At 55.4% G+C, this 26,471-nt stretch carries 14 protein-coding genes and 1 tRNA gene; 8 read left to right on the forward strand and 7 right to left on the reverse strand.

Annotated features, from left to right (window positions below; all coding sequences use genetic code 11):
- The first annotated feature begins 1 nt into the window (after window position 1).
- The 6 genes from EUU23_RS03050 (at window position 2) to galU (ending at window position 7,620) form a co-directional block, all read left to right on the forward strand.
- On the forward strand, window positions 2-958 hold the full coding sequence (locus tag EUU23_RS03050) for an L-threonylcarbamoyladenylate synthase (RefSeq protein ID WP_160352639.1): 957 nt from the start codon (window positions 2-4) through the stop codon (window positions 956-958).
- 68 nt (window positions 959-1,026) lie between these two features.
- Complete coding sequence (locus EUU23_RS03055; protein ID WP_218939490.1) at window positions 1,027-1,920, forward strand: M48 family metalloprotease; 894 nt, start codon at window positions 1,027-1,029, stop codon at window positions 1,918-1,920.
- Between the two features lie 89 nt (window positions 1,921-2,009).
- The gene (locus tag EUU23_RS03060) at window positions 2,010-3,062 is read left to right on the forward strand and encodes an efflux RND transporter periplasmic adaptor subunit (RefSeq protein ID WP_160352641.1); all 1,053 of its coding nucleotides are present in this window, start codon (window positions 2,010-2,012) and stop codon (window positions 3,060-3,062) included.
- Window positions 3,063-3,065: 3 nt separating this feature from the next.
- The gene (locus EUU23_RS03065; protein ID WP_160352642.1) at window positions 3,066-6,152 is read left to right on the forward strand and encodes an efflux RND transporter permease subunit; all 3,087 of its coding nucleotides are present in this window, start codon (window positions 3,066-3,068) and stop codon (window positions 6,150-6,152) included.
- Window positions 6,142-6,675: a peptide-methionine (S)-S-oxide reductase MsrA gene (msrA, locus tag EUU23_RS03070; RefSeq protein WP_160352643.1), complete on the forward strand. Its 534-nt coding sequence runs from the start codon at window positions 6,142-6,144 to the stop codon at window positions 6,673-6,675. The genes EUU23_RS03065 and msrA overlap by 11 nt, the downstream gene beginning before the upstream one ends.
- A gap of 75 nt (window positions 6,676-6,750) precedes the next feature.
- Complete coding sequence (gene galU / locus EUU23_RS03075) at window positions 6,751-7,620, forward strand: UTP--glucose-1-phosphate uridylyltransferase GalU (protein WP_179956503.1); 870 nt, start codon at window positions 6,751-6,753, stop codon at window positions 7,618-7,620.
- Window positions 7,621-7,705: 85 nt separating this feature from the next.
- Here galU and EUU23_RS14335 read toward each other — a convergent pair whose 3' ends face one another.
- Window positions 7,706-8,107: a hypothetical protein gene (locus EUU23_RS14335; protein ID WP_160352644.1), complete on the reverse strand. Its 402-nt coding sequence runs from the start codon at window positions 8,105-8,107 to the stop codon at window positions 7,706-7,708.
- 89 nt (window positions 8,108-8,196) lie between these two features.
- Between EUU23_RS14335 and EUU23_RS03085 the strand changes: the two genes are divergently transcribed.
- A complete protein-coding gene (locus tag EUU23_RS03085; RefSeq protein WP_160352645.1) occupies window positions 8,197-10,311 on the forward strand; it encodes a TonB-dependent receptor in 2,115 nt (704 codons plus the stop codon).
- A 46-nt stretch (window positions 10,312-10,357) separates the two neighbouring features.
- Here the strand turns inward: EUU23_RS03085 and rpoC are convergent, their stop codons facing one another.
- The 5 genes from rpoC to moaA form a co-directional block, all read right to left on the reverse strand.
- Window positions 10,358-14,644 (reverse strand): DNA-directed RNA polymerase subunit beta', encoded by a 4,287-nt coding sequence (rpoC, locus tag EUU23_RS03090; RefSeq protein WP_160352646.1) that lies wholly within the window; start codon window positions 14,642-14,644, stop codon window positions 10,358-10,360.
- 120 nt (window positions 14,645-14,764) lie between these two features.
- Entirely contained in the window at window positions 14,765-18,922 is a 4,158-nt protein-coding gene (gene rpoB / locus EUU23_RS03095) for a DNA-directed RNA polymerase subunit beta (RefSeq protein ID WP_160352647.1), read from the reverse strand.
- A 478-nt stretch (window positions 18,923-19,400) separates the two neighbouring features.
- Window positions 19,401-19,475: transfer RNA gene (locus EUU23_RS03100), tRNA-Asn, on the reverse strand.
- A gap of 73 nt (window positions 19,476-19,548) precedes the next feature.
- Complete coding sequence (locus EUU23_RS03105; RefSeq protein ID WP_160352648.1) at window positions 19,549-20,325, reverse strand: NAD kinase; 777 nt, start codon at window positions 20,323-20,325, stop codon at window positions 19,549-19,551.
- Window positions 20,322-21,317 (reverse strand): GTP 3',8-cyclase MoaA, encoded by a 996-nt coding sequence (gene moaA / locus EUU23_RS03110; RefSeq protein ID WP_160352649.1) that lies wholly within the window; start codon window positions 21,315-21,317, stop codon window positions 20,322-20,324. The genes EUU23_RS03105 and moaA overlap by 4 nt, the downstream gene beginning before the upstream one ends.
- An 81-nt stretch (window positions 21,318-21,398) precedes the next feature.
- On the opposite strand from moaA, the gene EUU23_RS03115 reads away from it, so the two are divergent.
- On the forward strand, window positions 21,399-22,679 hold the full coding sequence (locus EUU23_RS03115; protein ID WP_160352650.1) for a GGDEF domain-containing phosphodiesterase: 1,281 nt from the start codon (window positions 21,399-21,401) through the stop codon (window positions 22,677-22,679).
- Between the two features lie 228 nt (window positions 22,680-22,907).
- Here EUU23_RS03115 and mfd read toward each other — a convergent pair whose 3' ends face one another.
- Window positions 22,908-26,465 carry a transcription-repair coupling factor gene (gene mfd / locus EUU23_RS03120; protein ID WP_160352651.1) on the reverse strand — a complete coding sequence of 1,186 codons (3,558 nt, stop codon included), beginning with the start codon at window positions 26,463-26,465 and terminating at the stop codon, window positions 22,908-22,910.
- Window positions 26,466-26,471 lie beyond the last annotated feature (6 nt).

A 26,471-nucleotide genomic window follows, 5' to 3' on the forward strand; every position in this document is an offset into this window, starting at 1 on the left:
GATGCTAGGCTCAAATACCTTGGGGAATGGCTGGGTTGTGCCCGCCGATGACGCTGCGATTACGGCGGCTGCCGACCTTTTGCGGGGTGGGCAGATCGTGGCGATTCCCACCGAGACGGTCTATGGCCTTGCCGCCGATGCCAGCAATGCGGATGCCGTGGCGCATATCTATGCGGCGAAGGGACGGCCGGATTTCAATCCGCTGATCGTCCATGTGCCCGATCTGGCGGCTGCCGAGGAACTGGCCGAGTTTGGACCTTTGGCGCGGCAACTGGCGGCGGCGTTCTGGCCGGGGGCGTTGACGTTAGTTCTGCCGTTGCGCGAAGGGGCCAAAGTGGCGGCGGCGGTGACCGCTGGCCTGCCGACGATCGCGCTGCGCTGCCCGGCGCATCCGGTGATGCAGGCGGTATTGGCAAAGAGCGGACTGAACCTTGCGGCACCATCGGCGAACAAAAGCGGAGGGATCAGTCCTACAAGAGCCGAGCATGTGTTGGCGAGCCTGGGCGGGTCGGTTCCGATGATTTTGGACGCTGGACCCTGTAAAGAAGGTTTGGAGTCAACTATTGCCGCTATAAGACTGGAAAATATAGAAATATTGCGCCCAGGACCCGTGGCCGCCGAAACTCTCCAAACCTTCTCGAAGCTTCAGCCGAGTCAACAAACCGGCCAAAAGATCGAAGCCCCCGGCCAACTCGCCAGCCACTATGCCCCCACCAAAGCAGTGCGGTTGAACGCCCGGACAGCTCAGGACGGCGAATGGCTCATCGGTTTTGGAGAGGTAGCGGGGCACGACAACCTGTCCCCCACCGCTGACCTTGCCCAAGCGGCAGCTCATCTGTTCGACGCATTGCATCGCGCCGATGCCAGCCCATATCGTTCGATAGCTGTGGCAGATATTCCAGATAAAGGCATAGGGGTGGCCATAAATGATCGGTTGAAAAGAGCTGCGGCACGATGAAGTGGATCGCATTCTGCGGTGTCTTTGGACTCGCAAATATAGCCAATGCTTCTCCTCACCCCGAAAAGGTGAACGCTTATCAGGAGCTGGCTCAGCAAGATGCCCGTCTGGCGGTGATCGGCTACCGTCTGGCATCCGCCAATGCACCCTTCTGCAAAAAGCTTGAGCGAAATCTGGGGTGGGTACTTCAGGACGAACGGCAATATCCCGACCCGAATGAGGCACGCCGTGCCCTGATATTTCGGGCACCGATCTCGGTCGCGGCGTTGGTTCCGGGCGGACCGGCCGAACGCAGCGGAATTCAAACCGGCGACGGTCTTCTCGGCCTGAATGGCAGGTCTTGGACCGGGCAAGCCGGACCAGCATCCTCGAAAAGCGCCGAGCGTCTGGAGCGGGTGCAAGCGGACGTGCAGAAGGCACTGGCCAGCAGCCGTTCGATCCGGTTGGAGCTGAACACAGTCACGGGTCCCAAAACTTTTCTGATTGAACCAACCCCAATTTGTGTTTCGCGATTTTGGGTCGACACCAAATCAACCCTCGACGCAGGCGCAGATGGCGAAAATGTGCGGATAACAGAAGGATTGATGACATTTGTGGCCAGCGACGACGAACTGGCCGCCGCTGTAGCCCATGAATTTTCGCACAATCTTCTGGATCATAGAAATCAGCTCGAAAAAACTGGCCGCAAAGCCCATCATATTTTGGCGACAGAGATCGAGGCTGACCGGCTTTCGGTGTGGCTGATGGCAAATGCGGGATATGATCCGCTCGCGGCGCTCCGTTTTGCGGAACGATTTGGCCGCAAAACGGATCTCGGAATCTTCTCCGACGCGACGCATCTTCGATGGAAAAACCGGATAAAGACGCTGCGGGCTGAAATTGAGGTGATTGCCAAAACACCGAAACTTCAGGGTTTGTCGCCCCCGCCATTGCTTACGGGTGGCCATTTGGACACGCAGTAGAAAAAAATCAGTTGCATATCAGGATGGTGTTTCATCCCGCCAATGATTGGCCTATCACCGGGTGCTGAGAATATATGGGGAGGGCGAAATTGCTTCGTGCACAGAAAAGTTTAGCGATCTGGCTTCCCGTAATCCTGCTTGCAGCGTGCAGCCAGGAAAAAGCCGTACCCCGCGCCACCATCGATGAAACACATCCAGTTCAGATTATCACCGCACAGCAGGATAGTATGCAACGGGTTATCAATGCTGTCGGAACGGTTCGATTTCGCCGTGAAACCCCGTTGGGTTTTACAACCGCCGGGAAAGTAGCGACTGTCCGCTTTGAAGAGGGCGACACCGTAAATCGGGGCGTATTGCTGGCGGCGCTCGATTCGACAACTGTCGGCGCGGATGTGAGCGTCGCAGTTGCCGAACGTGATCGTGCCAGATCTGAATTTGAACGGGTCAAGTCACTTTATGCCGACGGGTGGATAACAAAGGCGCGCTTTGAAACCGCCGAGGCCAGCTTGAAGGCCGCCGACGCCAGAGTAAGGCAAGCCGGGTTCGCGTCAGGCACTTCGCAGTTATATGCACCATCTGGCGGCGTTATACTGGCCCGAAATGTGCAACCCGGGCAAGTTATCGCTGCGGGGACACCAGCTCTGATCTTGGGAGAGAATGATGGTGGCTTTGTTTTTCGTGTCCCGATAATTGATCGGGATGCAGCCCAGCTGCGGGTTGGGATGACTGCCGATATTTCGATTGAATCATCAGCCGGAGAATTGATTCGAGCGACGATTTCCGAAATCGACGGCCGCGCAAATGAGGCTACTGGCGCGTTTACCGTTCAGTTCCAGTTGCCGCGACAGGCAAAATTAAAGTCAGGACAAATTGGGACGGCGAATATAAAACTGCCTGTATCAGAGGGCGGGGCACTGCAAATTCCTGCAAGTGCCCTTTTCGGAGTTCGCACAGGCGAGGGACTTGTTTACGTTGTGGATTCGAAAAACCGCGTTGAAACCCGTAATGTCGCAATTGAACGGGTCACCGATCAGTTTGTGATGGTGTCAGGAGGGATACGGCCGGGCGATAAGATTGTGACCTCAGGGCTTGAAAAACTGCGAACAGGGTCGAAAGTCCGCATCGTGACGGCGCTTCGTTAAATCATGCATGTCGCCGAAGTAGCAATTCGCAAATGGCAGCTGACGCTGGTCTTGTTTGCGCTCCTGTGCGCCTTGGGGTTTTCGGCCTTTCAAGAAGTACCGCGTGCAGTCGATCCCCATTTTTCGATGCCCGTTGTTTCTATCGTCGCCTTGCAACCGGGTGCTGACCCTGCCGAAATAGAACAGACCATCACCAAACCGATCGAAGAACTTCTGCAAGGTTTGGAAGACGTGCAGAATGTCGCATCAACGAGTACTGACGGCAGCGCCGTTATTCGCGCTGAATTTGATTGGTCAGGCGACCCAGACCAATATTTCAATGATACAGTTCGCGAAGTTACGGCCATCAGAAGCCAGTTACCCTCTGATTTGCAGCGACTAACGTTCGAAAAAATCCGAACTACAAATACATCGATTTTACAAATCGCGTTGCTCAGTGAAACTGCGAGTTGGTATCGGATGGAAAAATATGCCCGCGATATTAGCGAGGCGCTAGGGAGATACAAAGAAGTTCGGCAATCCGAAATTTATGGATTGCCGCAACCTGAAATAAGCGTTTCGATTAACGCTGGACGCCTTGCCGCGTTGCGTGTGCCAGCGAGTTCGGTGGCGGATGCAATTCGTGTTGGCGGTGCCGATGTTCCTGCCGGTGCCGTGACAAGCGGCTCACGGCGCTTCAACGTGGAAGCTGGCGGTGCATTTCGTGATCTAGACACTATCCGCAATCTACCGCTGAGAAGCAATCATGGAACTTTGCTTCGCGTCGGCGATATCGCTGATGTCCAATATGGCGCAGCCGAGCAACGCGTCAAGGTGAGCCATAATGGGCAACGCGCAATTTGGATAACCGCCAACCAGAAGCAAGGAACTGACGCAACCAAGCTCAGAAATTTGTTGGTGAAAGAATTGGCAGTTCAGCAAAAACTTTTGCCGCCTGACATCAAAGCTGTGGTTCAGTTCGACCAGAGCAAGGATATCAGCAAACGGTTAAAAGAATTGGCGCGTGACTTTGGTATTGCGCTGTTTCTTGTCTTGTTCACTTTGTTGCCATTGGGATGGCGGGCGTCGATTATTGTGATGATTTCGATTCCCCTGTCGATAGCGTCGGGATTGTTGGCGATATCGGCCATGGGCTTCAATCTCAGTCAACTGGTGGTCGCAGGTTTTATCTTATCACTCGGCTTGCTGGTGGATGATTCCATCGTAGTGGTAGAGAATATCGCCCGGCATTTGCGGATGGGGAAAGGCCGGGATCAGGCCGCGATTGACGGTACCAAAGAAATCACGATGGCCGTCATCGGCTCAACAGGAGTTCTCGTTTTTGCATTTTTCCCTTTGTTTTTCCTTCCCGAAGGTGCGGGAAAATTCACACAGAGTTTTATCGGTACAATCGTTGCCACAATTACGGCATCGATGATTGTGTCACTTACCATCGTACCATTCCTGGCGAGCCGGATATTGAATCGAGATGAACATGAAGGTGGCAACGCTTTGTTGCGATGGTTGATGAACAAAATCGATCGTTTTTATCATCCCATGCTGCATTGGGCATTGGATCGTCCGCGGCGCACGGTATGGGGCGCATTGGCTATAACATGCGCCGCCTTTTTTCTTGTCCCCATTTTGGGCTTCAGCTTGTTTCCGAATGCCGATACATCCTATTTCAGGGTTACGGTAGAAACAGAACAAGGTTCAAGCATTGCCGAAACCGGGCGTATTGTTCGGGAAGTGTCGAATATACTGAAAACCGAACCCATGATCAAAGTTCGCGCAGAAAACATCGGCGCATATAATCCCCCGGTATTCTATAATGTGTTTCAACGTGGTGAAAACCCGACACATGGCGAAGTTTTGGCGATAATGGATGACTGGAAAGGCGCAGAGGCAAGGGCGATGATAGACCGCTTGCGCCAAAAACTGGACAATATTCCCGGTGCCCGGATAAAGATCGTTCTGTTTCAGAATGGCGCACCAATCAATGCACCAGTCGAGTTCCGTGTCTATGGTCCTGAACAGGATGAACTTCGAAAAATTGCATCAAAGATGGAACAAGTGCTGCGCGATACGCCCGGCGCGCGCGATGTAAATAATCCGGTTGCGTTTGACCGCGTTGACCTGGATGTGCGAATTGATGATGCAAAAGCCGCGTTACTTGATGTACAGTCGGGAGCTGCGCGTAGAGCGATCAGGCTTGCATTGTCGGGCGAACGGTCCGGGACTTTTCGGGACGTGGAAGGGGATAGCTATCCCGTGGTGGTTCGGCTTCCTTTGGCAGAAACGCATCCGATATCCGCATTAGAATCGATCTATGTTCCCAACCGCAGTGGGCAATCGGTTCAACTCGCCGAGATTAGCCGCCCCATATTGGAGAGCACGCCTGCAGCCGTGTATCGCTATAATCTTGAGCGAAATGTGAGTGTTACGGCACAGATCAAAGATGGGGTTGTAGTTTCGAAAGTCAATCGCGACGCCCAAAGTAAGATGGATAAAATTGCGCTAAAACCGGGTTATTCGATCGGAATTGGAGGAGAAGCCGAAAAAATAAACGATACATTCGCAGGGTTCGGGCCAATTGTAATGATCGCGATGTTTAGCATCTTCGCGATCCTAGTTGCCGAATTCGGTCGCTATAAAGAAGCGTTGGTTGTTGCCGGTGTTATCCCCCTTGGAACATTTGGGGGCTTGATTGCCTTAGTTGTTACTGGAAACAACCTCTCTTTTCTCGCCGTCATCGGATTCATTGCATTGGTTGGGATCGAAATTAAAAATTCGATCCTGCTGGTAGACTTTACGAGCCAATTGCGCCAGCGCGGCCTAGGGTTGCGTGAAGCGATTGAACAAGCCGGCGAAGTCCGCTTCCTGCCTGTGCTGCTCACGTCGGTAACTGCAATCGGTGGCCTTATGCCCTTGGCGCTTTTTGGTGGGAGCCTTTATGGGCCATTGGCAATAGTATTGATCGGGGGCTTGATTTCTTCAACGTTGCTATCACGTATTGTCACACCGGCAATGTATTTGCTGGTCGTGCGCGGGGATGATGCCAAAGCGACGGCTAAATCCGAGAAAAATGAAGGACAATTAAATGCCACATGATGAGGCAATTTTTGCTGGCGGATGCTTCTGGTGCACAGAGGCGGTGTTTGGTCAGCTAAACGGCGTGAGTAGCGTCATAAGCGGCTATATCGGCGGTACTGTTGCCGACCCCAGCTACAAGCAGGTATGCAACGGCGATACTGGCCACGCAGAGGCTATTCGAATTGGATTTGATCCTGAAGTCATCAGTTATGCCGATTTGCTCGATATTTTTTTCGCAACGCACGATCCGACGCAATTGAATCGGCAAGGGAATGACATCGGCACGCAATATCGTTCCGCAATTTTTCCGCTAAATGACGAGCAACGTATCGAAGCGCAAGCGGGCATAGTTAGAGCCTCTGTCGATTGGCCAACTCCGATTGTAACGTCTATTGAAGGTCCGGCAATTTGGTATCCTGCTGAAGATTATCATCAGGAATATTGGGACGGTGAAGGGCAGCGTAACCCCTATTGCCTGGCAGTTATTCCGCCTAAATTGGCAAAATTGAAAAAAGCATTCGCACAAAAATTGACGAATTGATCAATCTGCGAAATTTCCATTCGACTATCCTTCAGGGTAATCGACAAATTTACTTACTCGGATAAAGCTGCCCACATGGAAATTAAACCGATACGCAAAGCCGTCTTCCCCGTAGCAGGACTTGGCACCCGTTTTTTACCTGCCACAAAGGCCATACCGAAAGAGATGCTGCCGATTGTTGACCGGCCACTTATTCAATATGCGGTCGATGAAGCTCGTGAGGCTGGCATCGAGCAAATGATATTTGTGACGGGTCGCGGTAAAAGTGCGATCGAAGACCATTTCGATATCGCTTACGAACTTGAAAAAACAATGTCCGAACGTGGAAAAGACCTATCGGTTTTGGAACCGACCAGGCTTGGCCCTGGAAATTGCGCTTATGTCCGTCAGCAAGAGCCATTGGGTCTGGGGCATGCAATCTGGTGCGCGCGGGATATTGTGGGTGACGAGCCTTTTGCCATTTTCTTGCCTGATGAATTTATGCACGGTTCGCCCGGATGTATGAAGCAAATGGTGGAAGAATACCGCACAATTGGCGGTAACATGATCAGCGTTCTGGAAATTCCGCACGACAAGGTTTCAAGCTATGGCGTTATTCGACCCGGTCAAAGCGAAGGCGCTGTAACCGAAGTTCTGGGACTGGTTGAAAAACCTAAGGTTGAAGATGCGCCTTCCAACCTCATAATCTCCGGTCGATACATTCTGCAACCGGAAGTCATGCGTGTCCTTGAAGGGCAGGGCAAAGGCGCAGGTGGAGAAATTCAGCTCACCGATGCGATGGCCCAAATGATCGGGAAGCAAGCGTTTCATGCGGTGACTTTTGACGGTAACCGTTACGATTGCGGATCGAAAGTTGGATATATTGAAGCCAATCTGGCTGTAGCACTTGAACGACCAGACATGGCCGATGAAGTAAGGGCGATTGCGATCAACCTGTTAAAGTAGTGCGCGCGATGTTAAGGTACGTCTCGTCATAGCCAAGGTAGTCCGGTTATGCGAAGAGCGGGAGTTGCGTATGCGTCTGGTTTTGTCATTGGTTTTGGGATTTTTGTTGTCTGGATGTGTCGCATCCGTAGTCGCTGATGTGGTTACTGCGCCCGTCAAGATCGTTTCCAAAACAGCGGACGTGCTCACTACCAGTCAATCTGAAGCAGACGAAAATCGTGGCCGCGAAATACGAAAGCGTGAAGAGGCGTTGGGGAAACTGGCGCGGCAACGAGATAAAGCACGTCAGAAATGCGACGATGGCAATGAGGATGCTTGCGCCACCGCAGCGCAGCTTAACGAGCAAATCGAAATCGAGCAGGGGCGACCAATTTAAGCGGATGCACCGCGCCGTGCAGGCGCATTTATCGGTGAACGTGCATTTTTTGTCGACAAACAACTGATAAATGTAAATTTTTGCATTTTGTCGAACATCTGCATCGTCCATCGAACATCCATGTTTTAACTTTCAAAACTGACATAGACGACTGCCAGCAAGTACTGGCCGCATTCAGCGGCGGACGGCGGGGAGTTGAGATGACATACGCAAGTCGCCCTTTCGCGCTGTTGATAACAGCCGCAGGATATTTGCTTTCAAGCCCGGCTTTGCAAGCTGAAGAGGTCGAAAAATCATCCTCGGTATTGACCCAGGCTGAAGGTAAGCGCCAGTTTCGCGGCGACTTCTTCGCCATGTATTCGCCTGTAACCGCCCTTGATATGGTTCGACGAATTCCCGGATTCTCGATTGACGACGGCAATGGCAGACGCGGTTTCGGCGAAAATGCCGGCAATGTTTTGATTGATGGAGACCGCCCGTCGAGCAAAGCGGATGATATCTTCACGATCCTTGCACGTATCCCGGCCAGCGAAGTTGCGTATATCGAACTGACCGAACAAGCGGGCGCTGACTCAGAAGCGCAGGGCAAGGGACAAATTGTCAATGTAATCCGGAAAGTTTCGGAAAAAATTAGTGGCACATATGAGGGCAATATCGTCGCCGGAACTCGGTACGGTTTTCAGCCATCGATCAACGCCTCGGCAACGCTTCGACGAAACCGGACAACCATCGAACTGAACGTCAGCTCCTACTCCGAACGCATTTATGGGTTTGGACCGGAGGATTTCAGGACGGGGTCGGGGGCATTTGTTGAACGGCGGCATTATCAGGGGAATGGTGGTTTCGATGAAGCCGCGATCGGAGGATCAATAAAGACGCGTTTAGGGGCGGCGAAAGTAAACCTGAACGGCCAGGTGCGTTTTGAAGATAGTTTTGATCGACGCGAAGGAAGCTATTTTTCCTCCGCTGGCCTCGATATCGGCAGCGAGTTATTGCTTCGCGACGGGCCGATAAACGACCTTGGATATGAATTTGGCGGTGATGTAGAATTTGGATTGGGTCCCCAATTTAACACGAAGATTATCGGGCTTTACCGTAATGCCAGAGAGAGCAATGACAGCAGTATTGCCGTCGACAGGCGTGGTCAGCCGTTGACACGGTTTGAAACACGCAGTCGTAACCAACCGAGCGAAGCCGTTGCTCGTATTCAAAATGACGTAAATGCAGTCAAAGGCCACGCAATCCAATTTGGCGGCGAAGTTGCTTATAATCGGCTGGATGCCAAATTTTCTGCCGCGAGTTCGGTTGCAGGGGCAGTAACGTCATTTCCCGCATCGAATGTTCTGGTTGAAGAAGTTCGGATAGAACCGTTTGTGACTGACATCTGGGCGGTCGGCCCTTCCTGGAAAATCGAGGTTGGTGCAATTGCAGAATTTTCCAAGCTGACGCTATCGGGTGACAGCTTGGCGTCGCGCCAATTCAAATTTCTGAAGCCGCGTGCGGCGGCAACTTGGACAGTTGATTCACAGACGACCTTTGAATTTCGTGCCGAGCGGCAGGTGGAGCAACTGGATTTTGAGGAGTTTGCGACGTCGCTGGATGTCGGGTTGGGCAACCAGGTGGACGCCGGAAACGCTGATCTGGTGCCCGAGAAAACGACGACTTTTTCGGCGTTGGTTAGGCACAAGTTTCTTGACCGTGGCAGTATCCAGTTTCGCGGAGATTATCAGCTTGTTAGCGATACGCAGGATCTGGTCCCCATTACTTTGCGTGACGCCGCAGGTAATATTACCGCCCAGTTTGATGGGGCAGGGAACATTGGCGATAGCAAGCGTTGGAATGGCGAACTTGAAATTACGCTTCCATTTGATTGGCTGACAAAACCCTTTGGTGTGAGTGGGATCGAAGTCAAATATGTTGGCCATTACCACGACAGTCGTGTCACAGACCCGGTGACTGGACAAAAGCGGCGAAGGTCCAATCGGTCATTATGGCATCAGCAGTGGGATTTGCGCTATGATGTGTCGCAACTTGGGATTGTATATGGGGCTTCGTTCTATGTTGAGGGCGCCAATAACAGTTTCTTCCTTGATGAATTTAGACGGCAGAGCGAGGGCATCAAAACCAACATATTCATTGAATATACTAAATTAAAATTGGGCACATTGCGACTGCAAGTAATTGATTTATCAGATTTTCGGCGGGATCGATTTATTTTCAATGACACCCGTGCTTCAGGTGTACTGCGCGAGATAATCAACCGAAAACGGTCGCTTGACCCATTGATCCAGCTTACCCTGTCGGGCAAATTCTGAATAACAAACCCGCCGGAAATCGATTCCGGCGGGTTTGTTTTTAAGCTTACTCTTCTTCGTCGCTGTCGATTTCAATGACATCGTCGATTGCGGCATCTTCTGTGGTCAGGTCATCGGCAATTACCTTGGCCAGAACATCGTCGCCAATCGCGGCTTCGGGTCCTTGTGCTAGTTCTGCAGCGTGTTCCTCGGCAGCGGTTTCCGGCGCGATCAGGCTTTCCTGAAGCGCGCGGTAGCTGGCACGCAAAGCGGCATCGCGGCTGGTTGCCGTTACGCGCATACGGTTCATCGCTGAACCTGTACCCGCCGGGATCAGGCGACCCACAATGACGTTTTCCTTCAAGCCGGTCAGAATGTCCTTCTTGCCCTCAACCGCCGCCTGCGTCAGCACGCGGGTGGTTTCCTGGAACGAAGCGGCCGAGATGAACGAACGCGTTTGCAACGAAGCCTTGGTAATGCCCAGCAAGACCGGGTTCCCCGTGGCTGGAGCCTGACCCTTGGTCAGCTTTGCGTTGATCGCATCCATTTCCTCACGGTCAACCTGTTCGCCAGGAAGCAGGGTGGTGTCACCGCCAAAGGTGATTTCAACTTTTTGCAGCATCTGGCGAACAATCGTTTCGATGTGCTTGTCGTTGATCTTCACGCCTTGCAGACGATAAACTTCCTGAATTTCGGCAACCAGATATTCGGCCAGTGCCTCGATGCCCATGACTTCGAGGATGTCATGCGGGTTCGGTGAACCGGCAATCAGATTGTCACCCTTACGGACGAAATCGCCTTCCTGCACGTCGAGAACCTTCGACTTCTGGATCAGATATTCGATACGATCGCCTTCTTCCGGGACAATCGCGATCTTGCGTTTCGCCTTATAGTCACGAACGAATTCGACGCGGCCCGAAATCTTCGCGATAATTGCGTTGTCCTTCGGAATACGTGCTTCGAACAGTTCGGCAACGCGCGGCAAACCGCCGGTGATGTCGCGGGTCTTGGCGGATTCGCGGGTCACACGAGCGAGAACATCGCCTGCCTGAACCTCTGCACCATCTTCGACCGAGAGCATCGTGCCGACACCAAGAAGATAACGTGCCGCTTCACCGCTATCGTCATCCAATAGCGTCAGGCGCGGACGCAGGTCTTCCTTCTTGCTGCGGCTGCCCGCACGATCTTCGGTAACGACACGCTGGGCGATGCCCGTCGCTTCGTCCGTTTGTTCGGTCAGCGTCTTGCCGTCGATCAGGTCCTGATATTTCACAATACCCGATTTTTCGGTGATGATCGGCATGGTGAATGGATCCCATTCTGCCAGGCGGTCACCGACATTGACTTCAGCGCCGTCGGGGAATGCCAGCGTCGCACCATAAGGCAGACGGTGGATTTCCATTTCACGGCCATCCTTGTCGACGATAACCAGTTCGCCGTTACGTGCCATCGCCAGGCGCTTCTTACGCTTGTCGACAATACTAGGCAGGTCGCGGTACATGACCTTACCCGATGCAGTCGCATCAAGGTTTGACTGTTCGTTCAACTGTGCCGCGCCACCAATGTGGAAGGTACGCATTGTCAACTGGGTACCGGGCTCACCGATAGACTGGGCAGCAATAACGCCGACCGCTTCACCGATGTTCACCGGAGTACCACGCGCAAGGTCACGGCCATAGCAGGTGCCACAGACGCCGACCTTGGATTCGCAGACCAGAGGGCTGCGGATTTTCAGGGCTTGCAGGCCGGTTTCTTCCATCGCGGCAACCATAGGTTCGTCCAGCAATGTCCCTGACGGGATCAGAACCTTGCCATCTAGGCCCATGATATCTTCCGCCGTGGTCCGTCCAAGGACGCGCTCACCGAGCGACGCGATGGTGGAGCCACCCTGTACAATCGAACGCATTTCCAGTGCACGTTCGGTGCCGCAGTCAACTTCGACGATAGTGCAATCTTGCGATACGTCCACAAGACGACGGGTCAGATAACCCGAGTTTGCCGTCTTGAGTGCGGTATCGGCCAGACCCTTACGGGCACCGTGGGTCGAGTTGAAATACTCAAGAACGGTCAGACCTTCCTTAAAGTTCGAAATGATCGGCGTTTCGATGATTTCGCCCGACGGCTTGGCCATCAGACCACGCATACCGGCAAGCTGCTTCATCTGCGCGGGCGAACCACGCGCACCGGAGTGGCTCATCATATACACCGAGTTGACAGGCAATTCGCGGCCATGTTCGTCCAAAGGCGATGCCTTCAGCTTGTCCATCATGGCGTTGGCAACCTTGTCGCCACAGGTCGACCACGCGTCGATGACCTTGTTGTATTTTTCCTGCTGCGTGATCAGACCATCCTGATATTGCTGTTCGAAATCGGCAACAATCGCCTTGGTTTCGGCAACCATCTCGGTCTTTTCTTCCGGAATGATCATATCGTCCTTGCCGAACGAAATGCCGGCCTTGAACGCATATTTGAAACCAAGTGACATGATCGCATCGGCGAACAATACCGTGTCTTTCTGGCCAGTGTGGCGATAGACCTGATCGATAACGTCGCCGATTTCCTTCTTCGTCAGAAGACGGTTGACGGTTTCGAAAGGAACGCGGTGGCTCTTCGGCAGGGTCTCGGCGAGAAGCATACGGCCAGGGGTCGTGTCGAAACGCACCATGCGCTCAACACCATCTTCGCCAGTCTGTGGCACGCGGGCGATGATCTTGGAGTGGAGCGTTACCGCGCCAACTTCAATCGCCTGATGCACTTCGGCCATATCCGAGAGCATCATGCCTTCGCCCGGTTCGCCTTTGCGGTCCATCGACAGATAATACAGACCAAGCACCATGTCCTGTGAAGGCACGATGATTGGCTTACCATTGGCTGGCGACAGGATGTTGTTGGTCGACATCATCAATACGCGTGCTTCCAACTGCGCCTCAAGGCTCAGCGGAACGTGGACAGCCATCTGGTCACCGTCAAAGTCGGCGTTGAATGCCGAACAAACGAGCGGGTGAAGCTGGATAGCCTTACCTTCGATCAGGACAGGTTCGAACGCCTGAATGCCCAAGCGGTGAAGCGTCGGGGCGCGGTTCAAAAGCACCGGATGCTCGCGGATAACCTCATCGAGGATGTCCCAAACTTCCTTGCGTTCCTTTTCGACCCACTTCTTCGCCTGCTTCAGGGTCATGGACAGACCCTTGGCATCGAGGCGCGAATAGATGAACGGCTTGAACAGTTCGAGCGCCATCTTCTTCGGCAGACCGCACTGATGCAATTTCAGTTCAGGTCCGGTCACAATAACCGAACGGCCCGAATAATCGACGCGCTTGCCGAGCAAGTTCTGGCGGAAGCGGCCCTGCTTGCCCTTGAGCATGTCGGACAACGACTTCAGCGGACGCTTGTTGGCTCCGGTGATGGTGCGGCCACGACGGCCATTGTCGAACAGCGCATCAACAGCTTCCTGCAACATACGCTTTTCGTTGCGGACGATGATGTCCGGCGCACGCAACTCGATCAGGCGCTTCAAACGGTTGTTACGGTTGATAACACGGCGGTAAAGATCGTTCAGATCGGATGTAGCAAAACGGCCACCATCCAGTGGAACCAAAGGACGCAATTCTGGCGGAATGACCGGAATGACATCAAGGATCATCCACTCAGGCTTGTTACCTGAATCGATGAAGCTTTCGACGACCTTCAAACGCTTGATGATCTTCTTGGGCTTCAGCTCCGACTTGGTAACAGCTAGCTCGTCGAGCAGGTCAGTGCGTTCCTGTTCAAGGTCAAGATCCATCAGCATGGTCTTGACGGCTTCGGCACCGATGGATGCGGTGAATGCGTCTTCGCCATATTCGTCTTGCGCGTCGAGCAACTCGTCTTCTGAAAGAAGCTGGAATTTCTCAAGCGCCGTTAGGCCCGGTTCGGTGACGATATAGTTCTCAAAATAGAGAACACGTTCAAGCTGCTTCAACTGCATGTCGAGAAGCAGGCCGATGCGCGATGGCAGCGATTTCAGGAACCAGATGTGTGCGACCGGAGCAGCAAGCTCGATATGGCCCATACGCTCACGACGCACCTTGGTGACGGTGACTTCAACGCCGCACTTTTCGCAGACAACGCCCTTATATTTCATACGCTTATACTTGCCGCACAAGCATTCATAATCCTTCACCGGACCAAAGATACGGGCGCAGAAAAGGCCATCACGCTCCGGCTTGAACGTGCGGTAGTTGATGGTTTCGGGCTTTTTGATTTCGCCGAATGACCAGCTGCGGATTTTTTCCGGTGACGCGATGCCGATCTGGATCTGGTCGAATGTTTCGACCTTGGCGACGGGATTGTTGAATTTGGACAGTTCGTTCATTTTGTTATCCTTAAATCCTCCTCCCGCTTGCGGGAGGGGTTAGGGGAGGGTGATACCGAGGGGGGAAGGACTGACCCTCCCCCGACCCCTCCCGCATGCAGGAGGGGAGTAGGTCACCCCTTATTCCGCGGCCTCGGCAAAGCCCTCATCGCCTTCGACAAGATCATGCGCTTTCAGGTCTACGTTGAGACCTAATGAACGCATTTCCTTGACCAGAACGTTGAAGCTTTCGGGAATACCGGCTTCGAAGGTGTCGTCACCCTTGACGATGGCCTCGTAGACCTTGGTACGACCGATCACGTCATCCGACTTGACCGTCAGCATTTCCTGCAGGGTGTAGGCGGCACCATAGGCTTGCAGAGCCCAGACCTCCATTTCCCCGAAGCGCTGGCCGCCGAACTGCGCCTTACCGCCCAGCGGCTGCTGGGTAACAAGGCTGTAAGGTCCGATGGAGCGGGCGTGGATCTTGTCATCAACCAAGTGATGCAATTTGAGCATGTAGATAATGCCCACAGTTACCTTGCGGTCAAACTTGTCGCCGGTGCGTCCATCGAACAAATCGGACTGACCTGATCCATCAAGTCCAGCCAGCTGAAGCATCGTCGTCACATCGGCTTCGCGTGCGCCGTCAAACACAGGGGTGCCCATGGGGACGCCGGTGATGACATTGCCAGCCAGCTCAATGATATCGGCATCGCTGCGGCCATTGATTTCCTTGGCATAATCTTCGCCATAGGCATGGACAAGACGCTCGCGCACCGCTTCCGGTGGTGCGGCGGCTTCTGGATTTGGGTTGGCATGGCGCCAATCTTCGAGAGCTTCACCTATCTGCTTGCCCAGGCCGCGCGCAGCCCAGCCCAGATGGGTTTCGAAAATCTGACCAACATTCATGCGCGACGGCACGCCGAGCGGGTTGAGCACGATGTCGACGGGTGTACCATCAGCAAGGAAAGGCATGTCTTCTTGCGGAAGGATCCGCGAGATAACCCCCTTGTTCCCGTGACGACCGGCCATCTTGTCCCCTGGCTGAAGCTTGCGCTTCACTGCGACGAAGACCTTGACCATCTTGAGCACGCCAGGTGCCAGTTCATCGCCGCGCTCCAGCTTCTCGCGACGATCTTCGAATTTCTCGACGATCAGTTTGACGGCGTCGTCATACTGAACTTTGACGGCTTCAAGGTCGCCTTGAATTTTGTCGTCGACAACGGCGATCTTCCACCATTCGTGACGCTCAACTTCAGCGAGGTTTTCCTCGTTGATCGTGTCGCCTTTTTTGAGCGCCTTTGGAGCGGCCGCAACGGTTTGACCGATCAGCATGTCCCGCAGACGATTGTAAGTAGCACGGTTCAAAATCGAGCGTTCGTCCTCACGGTCCTTGGCAAGACGTTCGATTTCTTCGCGTTCGATGGCCATCGCACGCTCGTCCTTGTCGATACCATGACGGTTGAACACGCGCACTTCGACAACCGTACCGGCAACGCCGGGGGGCAGTTTCAGCGAGGTATCGCGAACGTCGCTGGCCTTTTCGCCAAAGATAGCACGCAGAAGCTTTTCTTCCGGCGTCATCGGGCTTTCGCCCTTTGGCGTGATCTTGCCGACCAAGATATCACCGGGATGCACTTCGGCACCGATGTAGACGATACCCGCTTCGTCGAGGCTGCGAAGAGCTTCTTCGCCGACGTTCGGAATATCGCGGGTAATGTCTTCGGGGCCAAGCTTGGTATCGCGGGCCATAACTTCGAACTCTTCGATATGGATCGACGTAAAGACGTCATCCTTCACGATGCGTTCCGAAATCAGGATCGAGTCTTCGTAGTTATAACCATTCCAGGGCATGAATGCGACGAGGCTGTTCTTGCCCAATGCCAGTTCGCCCAGCTCGGTCGAAGGACCGTCGGCGATGATATCACCGGCTTCGATCACGTCGCCAACCTTAACCAACGGCTTCTGGTTGATGCAGGTGTTCTGGTTGGAACGCTGGAATTTTTGCAGCGTGTAGATGTCCACGCCGGATTGTCCAGCTTCGACTTCGCCAGTTACCCGAACCACAATGCGGGTTGCGTCCACCTGATCGACGATGCCGGTGCGGCGTGCGCCGATGGCAGCGCCGGAATCGCGAGCTACGGTTTCTTCCATGCCGGTGCCGACAAACGGTGCCTCTGCGCGCAGCAGGGGAACGGCCTGACGTTGCATGTTCGATCCCATCAGAGCGCGGTTGGCGTCATCATTTTCCAGGAACGGGATCAGCGACGCTGCGACCGAAACCAGCTGTTTTGGGCTAACGTCCATCAAGGTGACCTGATCGCGAGGTGCCATCAGGAATTCGCCGGCTTCGCGGGCCGAGATCAGTTCTTCGGCGAAGCTGCCGTCTTCGGTCAGTTCTGCGTTGGCCTGAGCAATCGTGTTTTTCTGCTCTTCCATTGCCGACAGATAGACCACATCGTCGGTGACCTTGTGGTCGATGACTTTGCGGTATGGAGTTTCGATGAAACCATATTTGTTAACTCGGCTGAAGCTTGCGAGGCTGTTGATCAGACCGATGTTCGGGCCTTCCGGCGTTTCAATCGGGCAGATGCGTCCATAATGGGTCGGATGGACGTCGCGAACTTCGAAGCCGGCGCGTTCGCGGGTCAGACCGCCTGGTCCAAGGGCCGAAACACGGCGCTTGTGCGTCACTTCGGAGAGCGGATTGGTCTGGTCCATGAACTGCGACAATTGCGACGAACCAAAGAATTCGCGCACCGCAGCCACCGCCGGTTTGGCGTTGATCAGGTCATTTGGCATCACAGTGGAGACATCTACGCTTGACATGCGTTCCTTGACCGCACGCTCCATCCGCAAAAGGCCAACGCGATACTGGTTTTCGAGCAGCTCACCGACCGAACGCACCCGGCGGTTGCCAAGGTTGTCGATATCGTCGATTTCGCCCTTGCCATCCTTCAGGTTGACCAGTTCCTTGACCACCGCAAGAATATCTTCATTCCGCAAAGTGGTGTGGTCATCAGCGGCATCGAGGCCCAACCGCATGTTCAGCTTGACGCGGCCCACTGCCGACAAGTCATAGCGATCCGCATCGAAGAACAGCCCGGCAAACAAAGCCTCCGCCGTTTCGCGCGTGGGCGGCTCGCCAGGGCGCATCACGCGATAGATCGCATCAAGGCCCATGTCGCGGTTCTCGGCCTTGTCGGCCTTCAGCGTGTTGCGGATCCATGCACCGGTGATGACATGGTCGATGTCGAGCAATTCGATCGCATCAATCCCCGCCTTGTCCAGCATTTCAAGGTTTTCGGCAGTGATTTCATCGCCCGCCTCGACATAGATCCGTCCGGTCTTCTCATCGATCAGTTCGAACGCGGAATAGCGGCCAAAGATTTCTTCGGTCGGGATCAGCAACTGGGTCAGCCCATCCTTCACCGCCTTGTTGGCAGCGCGCGGCGTGATCTTGGTGCCAGCAGGGAAGATAACCTCACCCGATTTGGCATCGACAATGTCGAACATCGGCTTCGACGCGCGCCATTGTTCCGCATTGAAGGGGATGATCCATCCACCCTTCCCACGCTGGAACGTCACGCGGTCATAGAAATGGTTGAGGATTTCCTCATCATTCATGCCCAGACCATAAAGCAGGGTCGATACCGGCAGCTTGCGCTTACGGTCGATCCGCACGTTGACAATATCCTTGGCATCAAATTCAAAGTCGAGCCACGACCCGCGATAGGGAATGACGCGCGCGGCAAACAGATATTTGCCCGAAGAGTGCGTCTTGCCACGGTCATGGTCGAACAGGACGCCCGGCGAACGGTGCATCTGCGACACGATAACGCGCTCTGTCCCGTTGATGAAGAAGGTGCCGTTATGCGTCATGAGCGGCATATCGCCCATATAGACGTCCTGTTCCTTGATATCGAGAACCGAGCGCGCTTCGGTATCGGGGTCAACCTCGAACACGATCAGGCGCAGCGTCACCTTCATCTGCGCGGCATAAGTGATTCCGCGCTGACGGCATTCTTCCACGTCATATTTCGGGTCTTCCAGTTCGTAATGGACAAAGTCCAGTTCCGACGTTCCGGCAAAATCCTTGACCGGAAAAACGCTCCGCAAAGTTTTTTCTAGTCCGGATACATAACCGATCGACGGGTCAGAGCGCAGGAACTGCTCATAGCTTTCGCGCTGGACCTCGATCAAATTGGGCATGTCGATGACTTCATGAATGTCACCAAAAATTTTACGGATACGCTTTTGACGCGAGAGTGTCGCAGGAGCGGTACGAGATGCCATAAGGTGCTTTGCCTTCGTTCAGAATGTCAGGCGCGTGAAGGGTGTTTCACAAGACAGGAAAAGGCCGCATGGCAACAGCCCCGGATTCGGGTCCTGCCGTGCAGCCGTTTCGCGATGTGAAAACCATATCCGCCAATGCCTTAGCCACGTCCACGCGAAGACGCAGCTGTTCCCGACGGTGTAGGTGTTGGATTTCGTATAGAGGGGGAGGGGGTTGGGGTCAAGGGTGTGTGGAGCTTGTTGAAGGAGGCGCTATCTACCACAACATACCATTGGATTTTAATCTTCAACGTATCGAGCTGACCCGATGTGTTGAGCTTACAGCGAATGTTAATGGACAACAGACATATGGCTCCCCCGAAAAGGGAGCACAAAGTTAGTAAAATCAATATGTTGCATGTGAGACAAAAAAGCTATCTTCTAGTTCAACTTGTCTCACAGACAAATTGAACATTAAAATCAATGCGTTAGATAAATTTGGCTCCCCGGGAGGGATTCGAACCCCCGACCAATTGATTAACAGTCAACTGCTCTACCACTGAGCTACCAGGGAGCAGCCCGATTGCTCGGGCAGAGGCGCGCCTATAGCAGCGCTTTTTAAACTTTGGCAAGCGCCCTTTGCCAATTCAGACAATAAATTGTTCCATTGCAATCCGGTCGTCCAAAGCATGTTCCGGATCGAATAAAAGCGTGAGCGCGCGGTTGCGGTCGAGGGCCACTTCAACGTGGGAAATGTCTCGGATTTCCCGCTGGTCGGCGACGGCGCTGACGGGGCGTTTGCCGGCCTCCAATATCTTCAGCTTGATGACATAGCGGTCCGGCAAGATCGCGCCCTTCCATCGGCGGGGGCGGAACGGGCTGATGGGGGTGAGGGCGAGCAGCGACGAATCAAGCGGCAGGATCGGGCCATTGGCGGACAGATTGTAAGCGGTCGACCCGGCGGGCGTGGACACCAATATGCCGTCGCAAATCAGCTCGGGTATCACCGCCCGGCCATTCACCGAAATCTCCAGCTTCGCCGCCTGCCGGGTCTCGCGCAGAAGGGATACTTCGTTGATCGCGGGCAGGGTGAAACTCTGTCCACCGACGGTTGTAATCGTCGCGACCAGCGGCCGGACCTGAAAAGCCTTGGCGCGGGATAGGCGGTTCAGCAGCTCGCCCGGCTGCCATCCGTTCATCAGAAAGCCGATGGTCCCACGGTTCATGCCATAAGCGGGAATGTCGCGGCGATCCTCGTGCAGCCGGTGCAAAACCTGCAGCATATGGCCGTCGCCGCCCAAAACGATTACCGCCTCGGCATCGTCCAGCGATACAAAATCGATCTGTTCGCGCAAAATGGCCTCCGCCTCCCGCGCGGTCGGGGTGGCGGACGCGAGCACCGCGAGACGGGTATAGTCGGTCATCCGCCGGTTGCATTCATATGGCGTGACAGGCGCAGTTCGGGATCGGCCATCTGCCGTTCGAAGTCATGCCGCGCCGGCTTCAGACGCAGCGCCTTTTGTAGCAATGTGTCGACCGCCGCCATGCCATCCTCGCGAAGCGCCTTGCGGAAATCGACATGCATGGTGGACCCAAGGCACATATAAATCTTGCCATCGGTCGTCAGGCGCAGTCGGTTGCAATCGTCGCAGAAATTATGGCTGAGCGGCGTAATCAGCCCCAGTCGCAGGCCCAGCGGGGCGACATTCCAGTATCGGGCAGGGCCAGAACTGCGATGCGCCAGCGGCGACAACGCATAGCGTTCGCGCAAGGGTGCGATGAAGTCATCCATGGCGATATAGCGGTCTTGCCGGTCTGCGACGCCTTCGCCCAAGGGCATAGTTTCGATAAGCGACAGGTCATAGCCATTTGCCGCGCAAAATTCGGCCATGGCGACCAATTCGGCCTCATTCTCGTCCTTCAGCGCCACCATGTTGATTTTAATGCCTATTCCCTGCGCTGCCGCCGCCGCGATTCCTGACAAAACCTGAGTCAAATCGCCACCGCGGGTGATGGTGCGGAAGGTTTCGGGGTTCAGGCTGTCGAGGCTTATGTTAATTCGGCTGAAGCTTGCGTTGGCCAATATAGGGGCAAATTGAGTCAACCGGCTGCCATTGGTGGTCAGGGTCAGTTCGTCCAGACGGCCTGCCTCGACATGGCCGCCAAGTTCCTTCAGCAGTACCTCAATATCCCGCCGGACCAGCGGTTCGCCGCCTGTCAGGCGGATTTTGCGGATGCCGTGCGCGATGAAGCGGTTCGCGAGAAGCGCGATTTCGCTATAATCCAACAGATCGCCATGGGGCAGAAAAGTCTGCTTTTCAGGCATGCAATAATGGCACCGGAAATTGCACCGGTCGGTCACCGAGATACGGAGATAATCGATATGGCGCCCTTGTCCGTCAATCATATTGGTCATGTAAGCAGAAATTTCCGGCTTACAAAGCCGAAATGCGAAAATCGCAAGAGTTGCTAAAGATATTCGCGCTAAAGCCGCAGGATGCAATCATTGCGCGACACATCCAGCAACAATTTGACCATGCGCCGCGCCCGCCATGTGCGCGAATGGCTGGCCGAAGCGTCGCAGGAGCCGGTGACGGTGCTGCTGCTCGGCATCAAGGACCTGAAGCAGATTAACGACCGCTTGGGCCGCGCTATGGGCGATGCGGTTATCCGGCGTGTGGGCCAGCAAATCCGCGCCTTTGCCGAACAACAGCTATCGCCGATCCGCCTGATGGCCAAGATGCCGGGGCGGGAATTCATGCTGGTGGTCGATGGCAATGCGGGCGGAAAGCAGCTTGAACTCGCCGCACAAAAACTGCTCGAAATGGTCTCGGTCGATCTGGGCGAGGGCGCAGCCCCGCTGCATATCAATGCACGTTTGGGAATCGCCTTGTCGCGGCCCACCGAAAGCCGCCCAAATTTGGCCGCCCGTGCTGCGGACGCGCTTGCCAAAGCCTATGGCCGCAAGGGCAAACGCTATGTCGTTGCCGAGGCGCAGGCCCCGTTCAACCCCGCCATGGAGCAGGTCGATGTAGCGCTGCGTTCGGCGCTTGCGGCGCGAGAGATTGTGATATTGCTGCAACCGCAGTTCGAAGTGTCGTCCGGACGGCTAGTTGGTGCCGAGGCACTTGCCCGGCTGAACCATCCCCAATTGGGCGAGATTGGCGCAGGCGACCTGTTCGCGTCGGCGGACCGGTGCGATTTGCGCGAGGAATTGTCGCACCTGATTCAGGACAAGGCGATCAACATCGCCGCCGCTTGGCCTGCCGCGCTCAGCGACCTGCGCCTTGCGGTCAATCTGGGTGCGGAGGAACTGACCGAATATTATGGGGCGCATCTACTGGAATTGGTGGCGCAGGCCGGTTTTGCACCCGAACGATTGACGCTGGAGCTGACCGAGGAAAGCCTGATCCGCGATCTGGAGCGGACGGCGGGACAGCTCGAATTGCTGCGCGCCAAGGGTATGCGGATCGCGGTTGATGATTTCGGAACCGGCTATTCCAGTCTGGCCTATCTCAAATCCTTGCCGCTTGATTATCTCAAAATCGACAAGGGCATGACGCCGGATATTGTAGGCACCGGCAAAGACCGGATCATCATGCGCGCGATCATCGCGATGGCCAAGGCATTGGGAATGGCGATAATCGCCGAGGGCGTGGAGAAGGCCGAAGAGCTGGAGATGTTGCGGGCCGAAGGGTGCGATTATTTTCAGGGATTCCTGCGGTCGCCTCCGCTGGCGCCGGCCGAGTTTGAGCGGTTTGCACTAAGGGCGAATTGAGGGTGGGGGTTTAAGGGAACAGTCCCAAACGACATTCCCTCTCTCCTTTAGGGGAGAGGTGCGAGACTTGGTGGCTTGCCGCCTAGTCGCAGCGGAGAGGGGCTGGACGGTGAGGTTTGTGCGCGAACTCCCCCTCTCCACTGCGCCTAATTGCTAAAGCAATAAGGCTTCGTACCTCTCCCCTGAAGGGGAGAGGGTGGGCACTTGACCCTGTCCCCAACAGCCCGGCTACCCCGCCTTCCGCGCAAGATTGGCCAGACCCTTCGACAATTGCAAACATCCGTTCAACCGCGACGCCGGGTCGCCCCAGACGCGGTTTATGACCAGCTTGCTGTCGGGGCGCAGCTTTGCCGTTTCGCCCAATTTGGCGACATAGGCGAGCAGGCCCGGGACATTGGGCGGGGTGTCGTCGTGGAAGCTGACCAGCGTTCCGCGCGCACCGACCTCGATCTTGGCGACTTGCGCGACAAGTGCATTTTGCTTGATCTGGATAAGCTTGAGCAGATTTTGCGTCGGTTCCGGAATGGTGCCGAAACGGTCGGTAATTTCTGCGGCAAAGCCTTCTATGTCCTGACCTTCCTCCAGTTCGTTCAGGCGGCGGTACAGCGCCATGCGGACCGACAGGTCGGGGACATAATCGTCGGGAATCAGGATCGGCGCATCGATGGTGATCTGCGGCGAGAAGCTGCCGCGCGGTTTGGCAAAGCCGCTGGCATCCGCCCGCGCTTCTAAAATCGCATCCTCCAGCATCGACTGGTACAGTTCGAACCCGACTTCCTTGATATGCCCCGATTGTTCGTCGCCGACCAGATTGCCCGCACCGCGAATGTCGAGGTCATGGCTGGCAAGCTGGAACCCGGCGCCAAGGCTGTCGAGATCGCCCAGCACCTTGAGCCGTTTTTCCGCAGTTTCGGTCAGCACGCGGTTTGCCTCGTGAGTCATATAGGCATAGGCACGCGTCTTTGACCGGCCCACACGGCCGCGTAACTGGTAAAGCTGTGCAAGACCAAAGCGGTCGGCGCGGTGGATGATGAGCGTGTTGGCGCTCGGGATATCGAGACCGCTTTCGACGATTGTCGTCGACAGAAGGACGTCATAGCGCTTTTCGTAAAAGGCGCTCATCCGCTCTTCGACCTGAGTTGCCGACATCTGGCCGTGCGCGGTGACATGTTTGATTTCGGGCACTTCGGTTCGCAGGAATTCCTCGATTTCGGTGAGGTCGGCGATACGCGGCACCACGAAAAAGCTTTGCCCGCCGCGATAATGTTCGCGTAGCAATGCCTCGCGCAACACAACCGGGTCCCATGGCATGACGTAGGTCCGCACCGCGAGGCGGTCGACCGGCGGGGTCTGGATAACCGACAATTCGCGCAATCCCGACATCGCCATCTGCAAGGTGCGGGGAATGGGGGTCGCGGTCAGGGTCAGCATATGGACGTCGGTCTTCAGCGCTTTCAACTGCTCCTTGTGGTTGACGCCAAAACGCTGTTCTTCATCCACGATGACGAGACCCAGCCGCCTGAATTGCAGCGATTTTGCAAGGACCGCATGGGTTCCGATCACGATGTCGACCGTGCCATCGGCCAGACCTTCGCGCGTGGCGGTGGCTTCTGCGGCAGGCACGAGCCGCGACAGGCGCCCGAGTTTCAGCGGAAGGTCCCGGAAACGGTCCAGGAAATTGGTATAATGCTGCCGCGCCAATAAGGTTGTCGGCGCAATAACGGCAACCTGATACCCGGCCAGTGCCACGGCAAAGGCGGCGCGCATCGCGACCTCGGTTTTTCCGAAGCCCACATCGCCGCAGACCAGACGGTCCATGGGCTTGCCCGCCGACAGGTCATCCAGCACTTCTTCGATAACCCGCAACTGGTCTTCGGTTTCCTCATAGGGGAAACGGTCGACAAAGCTGGCATAGGCCTGATCATCGACTTCGATGACCGCGCCGGGACGAAGGGCCCGTTCAGCAGCGGTTTTCAGCAGTTCGTGCGCGATGGCGCGAATGCGTTCTTTCAGCTTTGACTTGCGCCGTTGCCATGCTTCGCCGCCCAATTTGTCGAGGCTTACATTTTCGCTGTCCGAGCCATAGCGCGACAGGACGTCGATATTTTCAACAGGGACATAAAGCTTGTCGCCGCCCGAATAGCTCAACGCCACACAGTCGTGCGGGCTGTTACCGACGGGGATGGAAATCAGCCCTTCATAACGGCCGATACCGTGATCCTGATGCACCACCAGATCACCGGGGCTGAGCGCGGCGAGTTCAGCAAGGAAAGCGTCGGCTGATTTGCGTTTCTTGTGACGGCGGACAAGCCGGTCGCCAAGCATATCCTGCTCGCTGATCAGCGCGATATCGCTCGACGTGAAGCCGTGATCGATGGGCAGGACGACCATGGCAACGGTACCCCTCCCGCCTGCGGGAGGGGTTAGGGGAGGGCGCCCCGGGCCTGACTTGACTGACCCTCCCCAAGCCCCTCCCGCTTGCGGGAGGGGGGAAGTCATGCCGAGCGCTTCCTGCCAACCGTCGGCATCGGCGAGGGGCGGGGCACCATGATCTTTCAACAGACCCTTCAGCCGTTCGCGTGCGCCGTTGGAATAGCTGGCGATGATGGGGCGGCTGCCGCCTTTTATCAGCGATTTAAGATGACCGGCCACGGCCTCGTATACATTCGCTTTTTGCGTGCGTTCGGGCGCAAAATCACGGGCGGTGGCGATGGCAAAATCGATGGTCCGGTCGGAATCCGGCTGCGCGAACGGGGTCAGAAGATGTGCGGCATTGTCGGCAAGCACCTTTTCCACCCCGTCCCCTGAAAGATAGAGCATTTCAGGTGGCAAGGGACGGTAGCTGCCGGGTTCGGCGACCTGCGCCTTGACGCGGTTGTCGTAATAATCGGCTATGGCGTCCAGCCGTGATTGCCCCGCGGCGATAGCACCCGCATCGCGGATAACCAGTGCATCTGCGCCGACATGGTCGAAGATCGTCGCCATGCGTTCTTCGAATAGCGGCAACCAATGGTCCATACCGGACAGGCGGCGGCCTTCGGACACGGCCTGATAAAGAGGATCGCCAGTGGCGGTGACGCCGAAGCGTTCACGGTAGCCGACGCGGAACCGCTTGATCGCTTCTTCGTCCATCAACGCTTCGACAGCGGGCAGGATATCGAAATGCTCGACCCAGTCGATACTGCGTTGATCCGACGGGTTGAAACGGCGGATGCTTTCAATCTCGTCGCCAAAAAAATCGAGGCGCAGGCCAAATTCGCTGCCCGCCGGAAACAGGTCGACGATGCTGCCGCGAATGGCAAATTCGCCCGCTTCGGCAACGGTATCGACGCGGAAATAACCATTGGATTGCAGAAGCGAGGCGAGCCGTTCGCGAGTGATCTCCCGTCCTGCCGTCAACCGCTCTCCCGTTTGCCGGATACGGAAGGGCGTCACATATTTCTGGATGACTGCACCGATGGTGGTCAGCACCAACTGCTTTTTGGATGTCGGTTGCTGCAAGGCTTGCAGGGTGGACATACGTTGCGATGTGACCGCGACGGAGGGCGAGGCGCGGTCATAGGGCAGGCAATCCCACGCCGGAAGTTGCAAGATTTCGACTTCGGGCGCAAAAAAGGGAACCGCATCGGCAATGGCGCGCATCGCGCTATCGTCGGGCGCGATGTACAGGGTCCGCGCCTTTGCCGCACGTGTCAGATCGGCAAGCAGCAGCGGCGCGAAGCCCGACGGCACCGACGACAGGGTAAGAGGTGACTTGGCAGTTATGATTTTTTGGATATCGGGCATGAAAAC

Source organism: Sphingorhabdus profundilacus (assembly GCF_009769755.1).
Taxonomy (GTDB): Bacteria; Pseudomonadota; Alphaproteobacteria; order Sphingomonadales; family Sphingomonadaceae; genus Sphingorhabdus_B; species Sphingorhabdus_B profundilacus.

Excerpts from the sequence above, each read along its gene's own strand:
- EUU23_RS03105 (WP_160352648.1), bottom strand. The coding sequence starts at position 20,325 with ATGACCGACTATACCCGTCTCGCGGTGCTCGCGTCCGCCACCCCGACC.
- galU (WP_179956503.1), top strand. The coding sequence starts at position 6,751 with ATGGAAATTAAACCGATACGCAAAGCCGTCTTCCCCGTAGCAGGACTT.
- moaA (WP_160352649.1), bottom strand. The coding sequence starts at position 21,317 with ATGACCAATATGATTGACGGACAAGGGCGCCATATCGATTATCTCCGT.
- rpoC (WP_160352646.1), bottom strand. The coding sequence starts at position 14,644 with ATGAACGAACTGTCCAAATTCAACAATCCCGTCGCCAAGGTCGAAACA.
- EUU23_RS03050 (WP_160352639.1), top strand. The coding sequence starts at position 2 with ATGCTAGGCTCAAATACCTTGGGGAATGGCTGGGTTGTGCCCGCCGAT.
- EUU23_RS03115 (WP_160352650.1), top strand. The coding sequence starts at position 21,399 with ATGCAATCATTGCGCGACACATCCAGCAACAATTTGACCATGCGCCGC.
- msrA (WP_160352643.1), top strand. The coding sequence starts at position 6,142 with ATGCCACATGATGAGGCAATTTTTGCTGGCGGATGCTTCTGGTGCACA.
- rpoB (WP_160352647.1), bottom strand. The coding sequence starts at position 18,922 with ATGGCATCTCGTACCGCTCCTGCGACACTCTCGCGTCAAAAGCGTATC.
- EUU23_RS03085 (WP_160352645.1), top strand. The coding sequence starts at position 8,197 with ATGACATACGCAAGTCGCCCTTTCGCGCTGTTGATAACAGCCGCAGGA.
- mfd (WP_160352651.1), bottom strand. The coding sequence starts at position 26,465 with ATGCCCGATATCCAAAAAATCATAACTGCCAAGTCACCTCTTACCCTG.
- EUU23_RS03065 (WP_160352642.1), top strand. The coding sequence starts at position 3,066 with ATGCATGTCGCCGAAGTAGCAATTCGCAAATGGCAGCTGACGCTGGTC.
- EUU23_RS14335 (WP_160352644.1), bottom strand. The coding sequence starts at position 8,107 with ATGGACGATGCAGATGTTCGACAAAATGCAAAAATTTACATTTATCAG.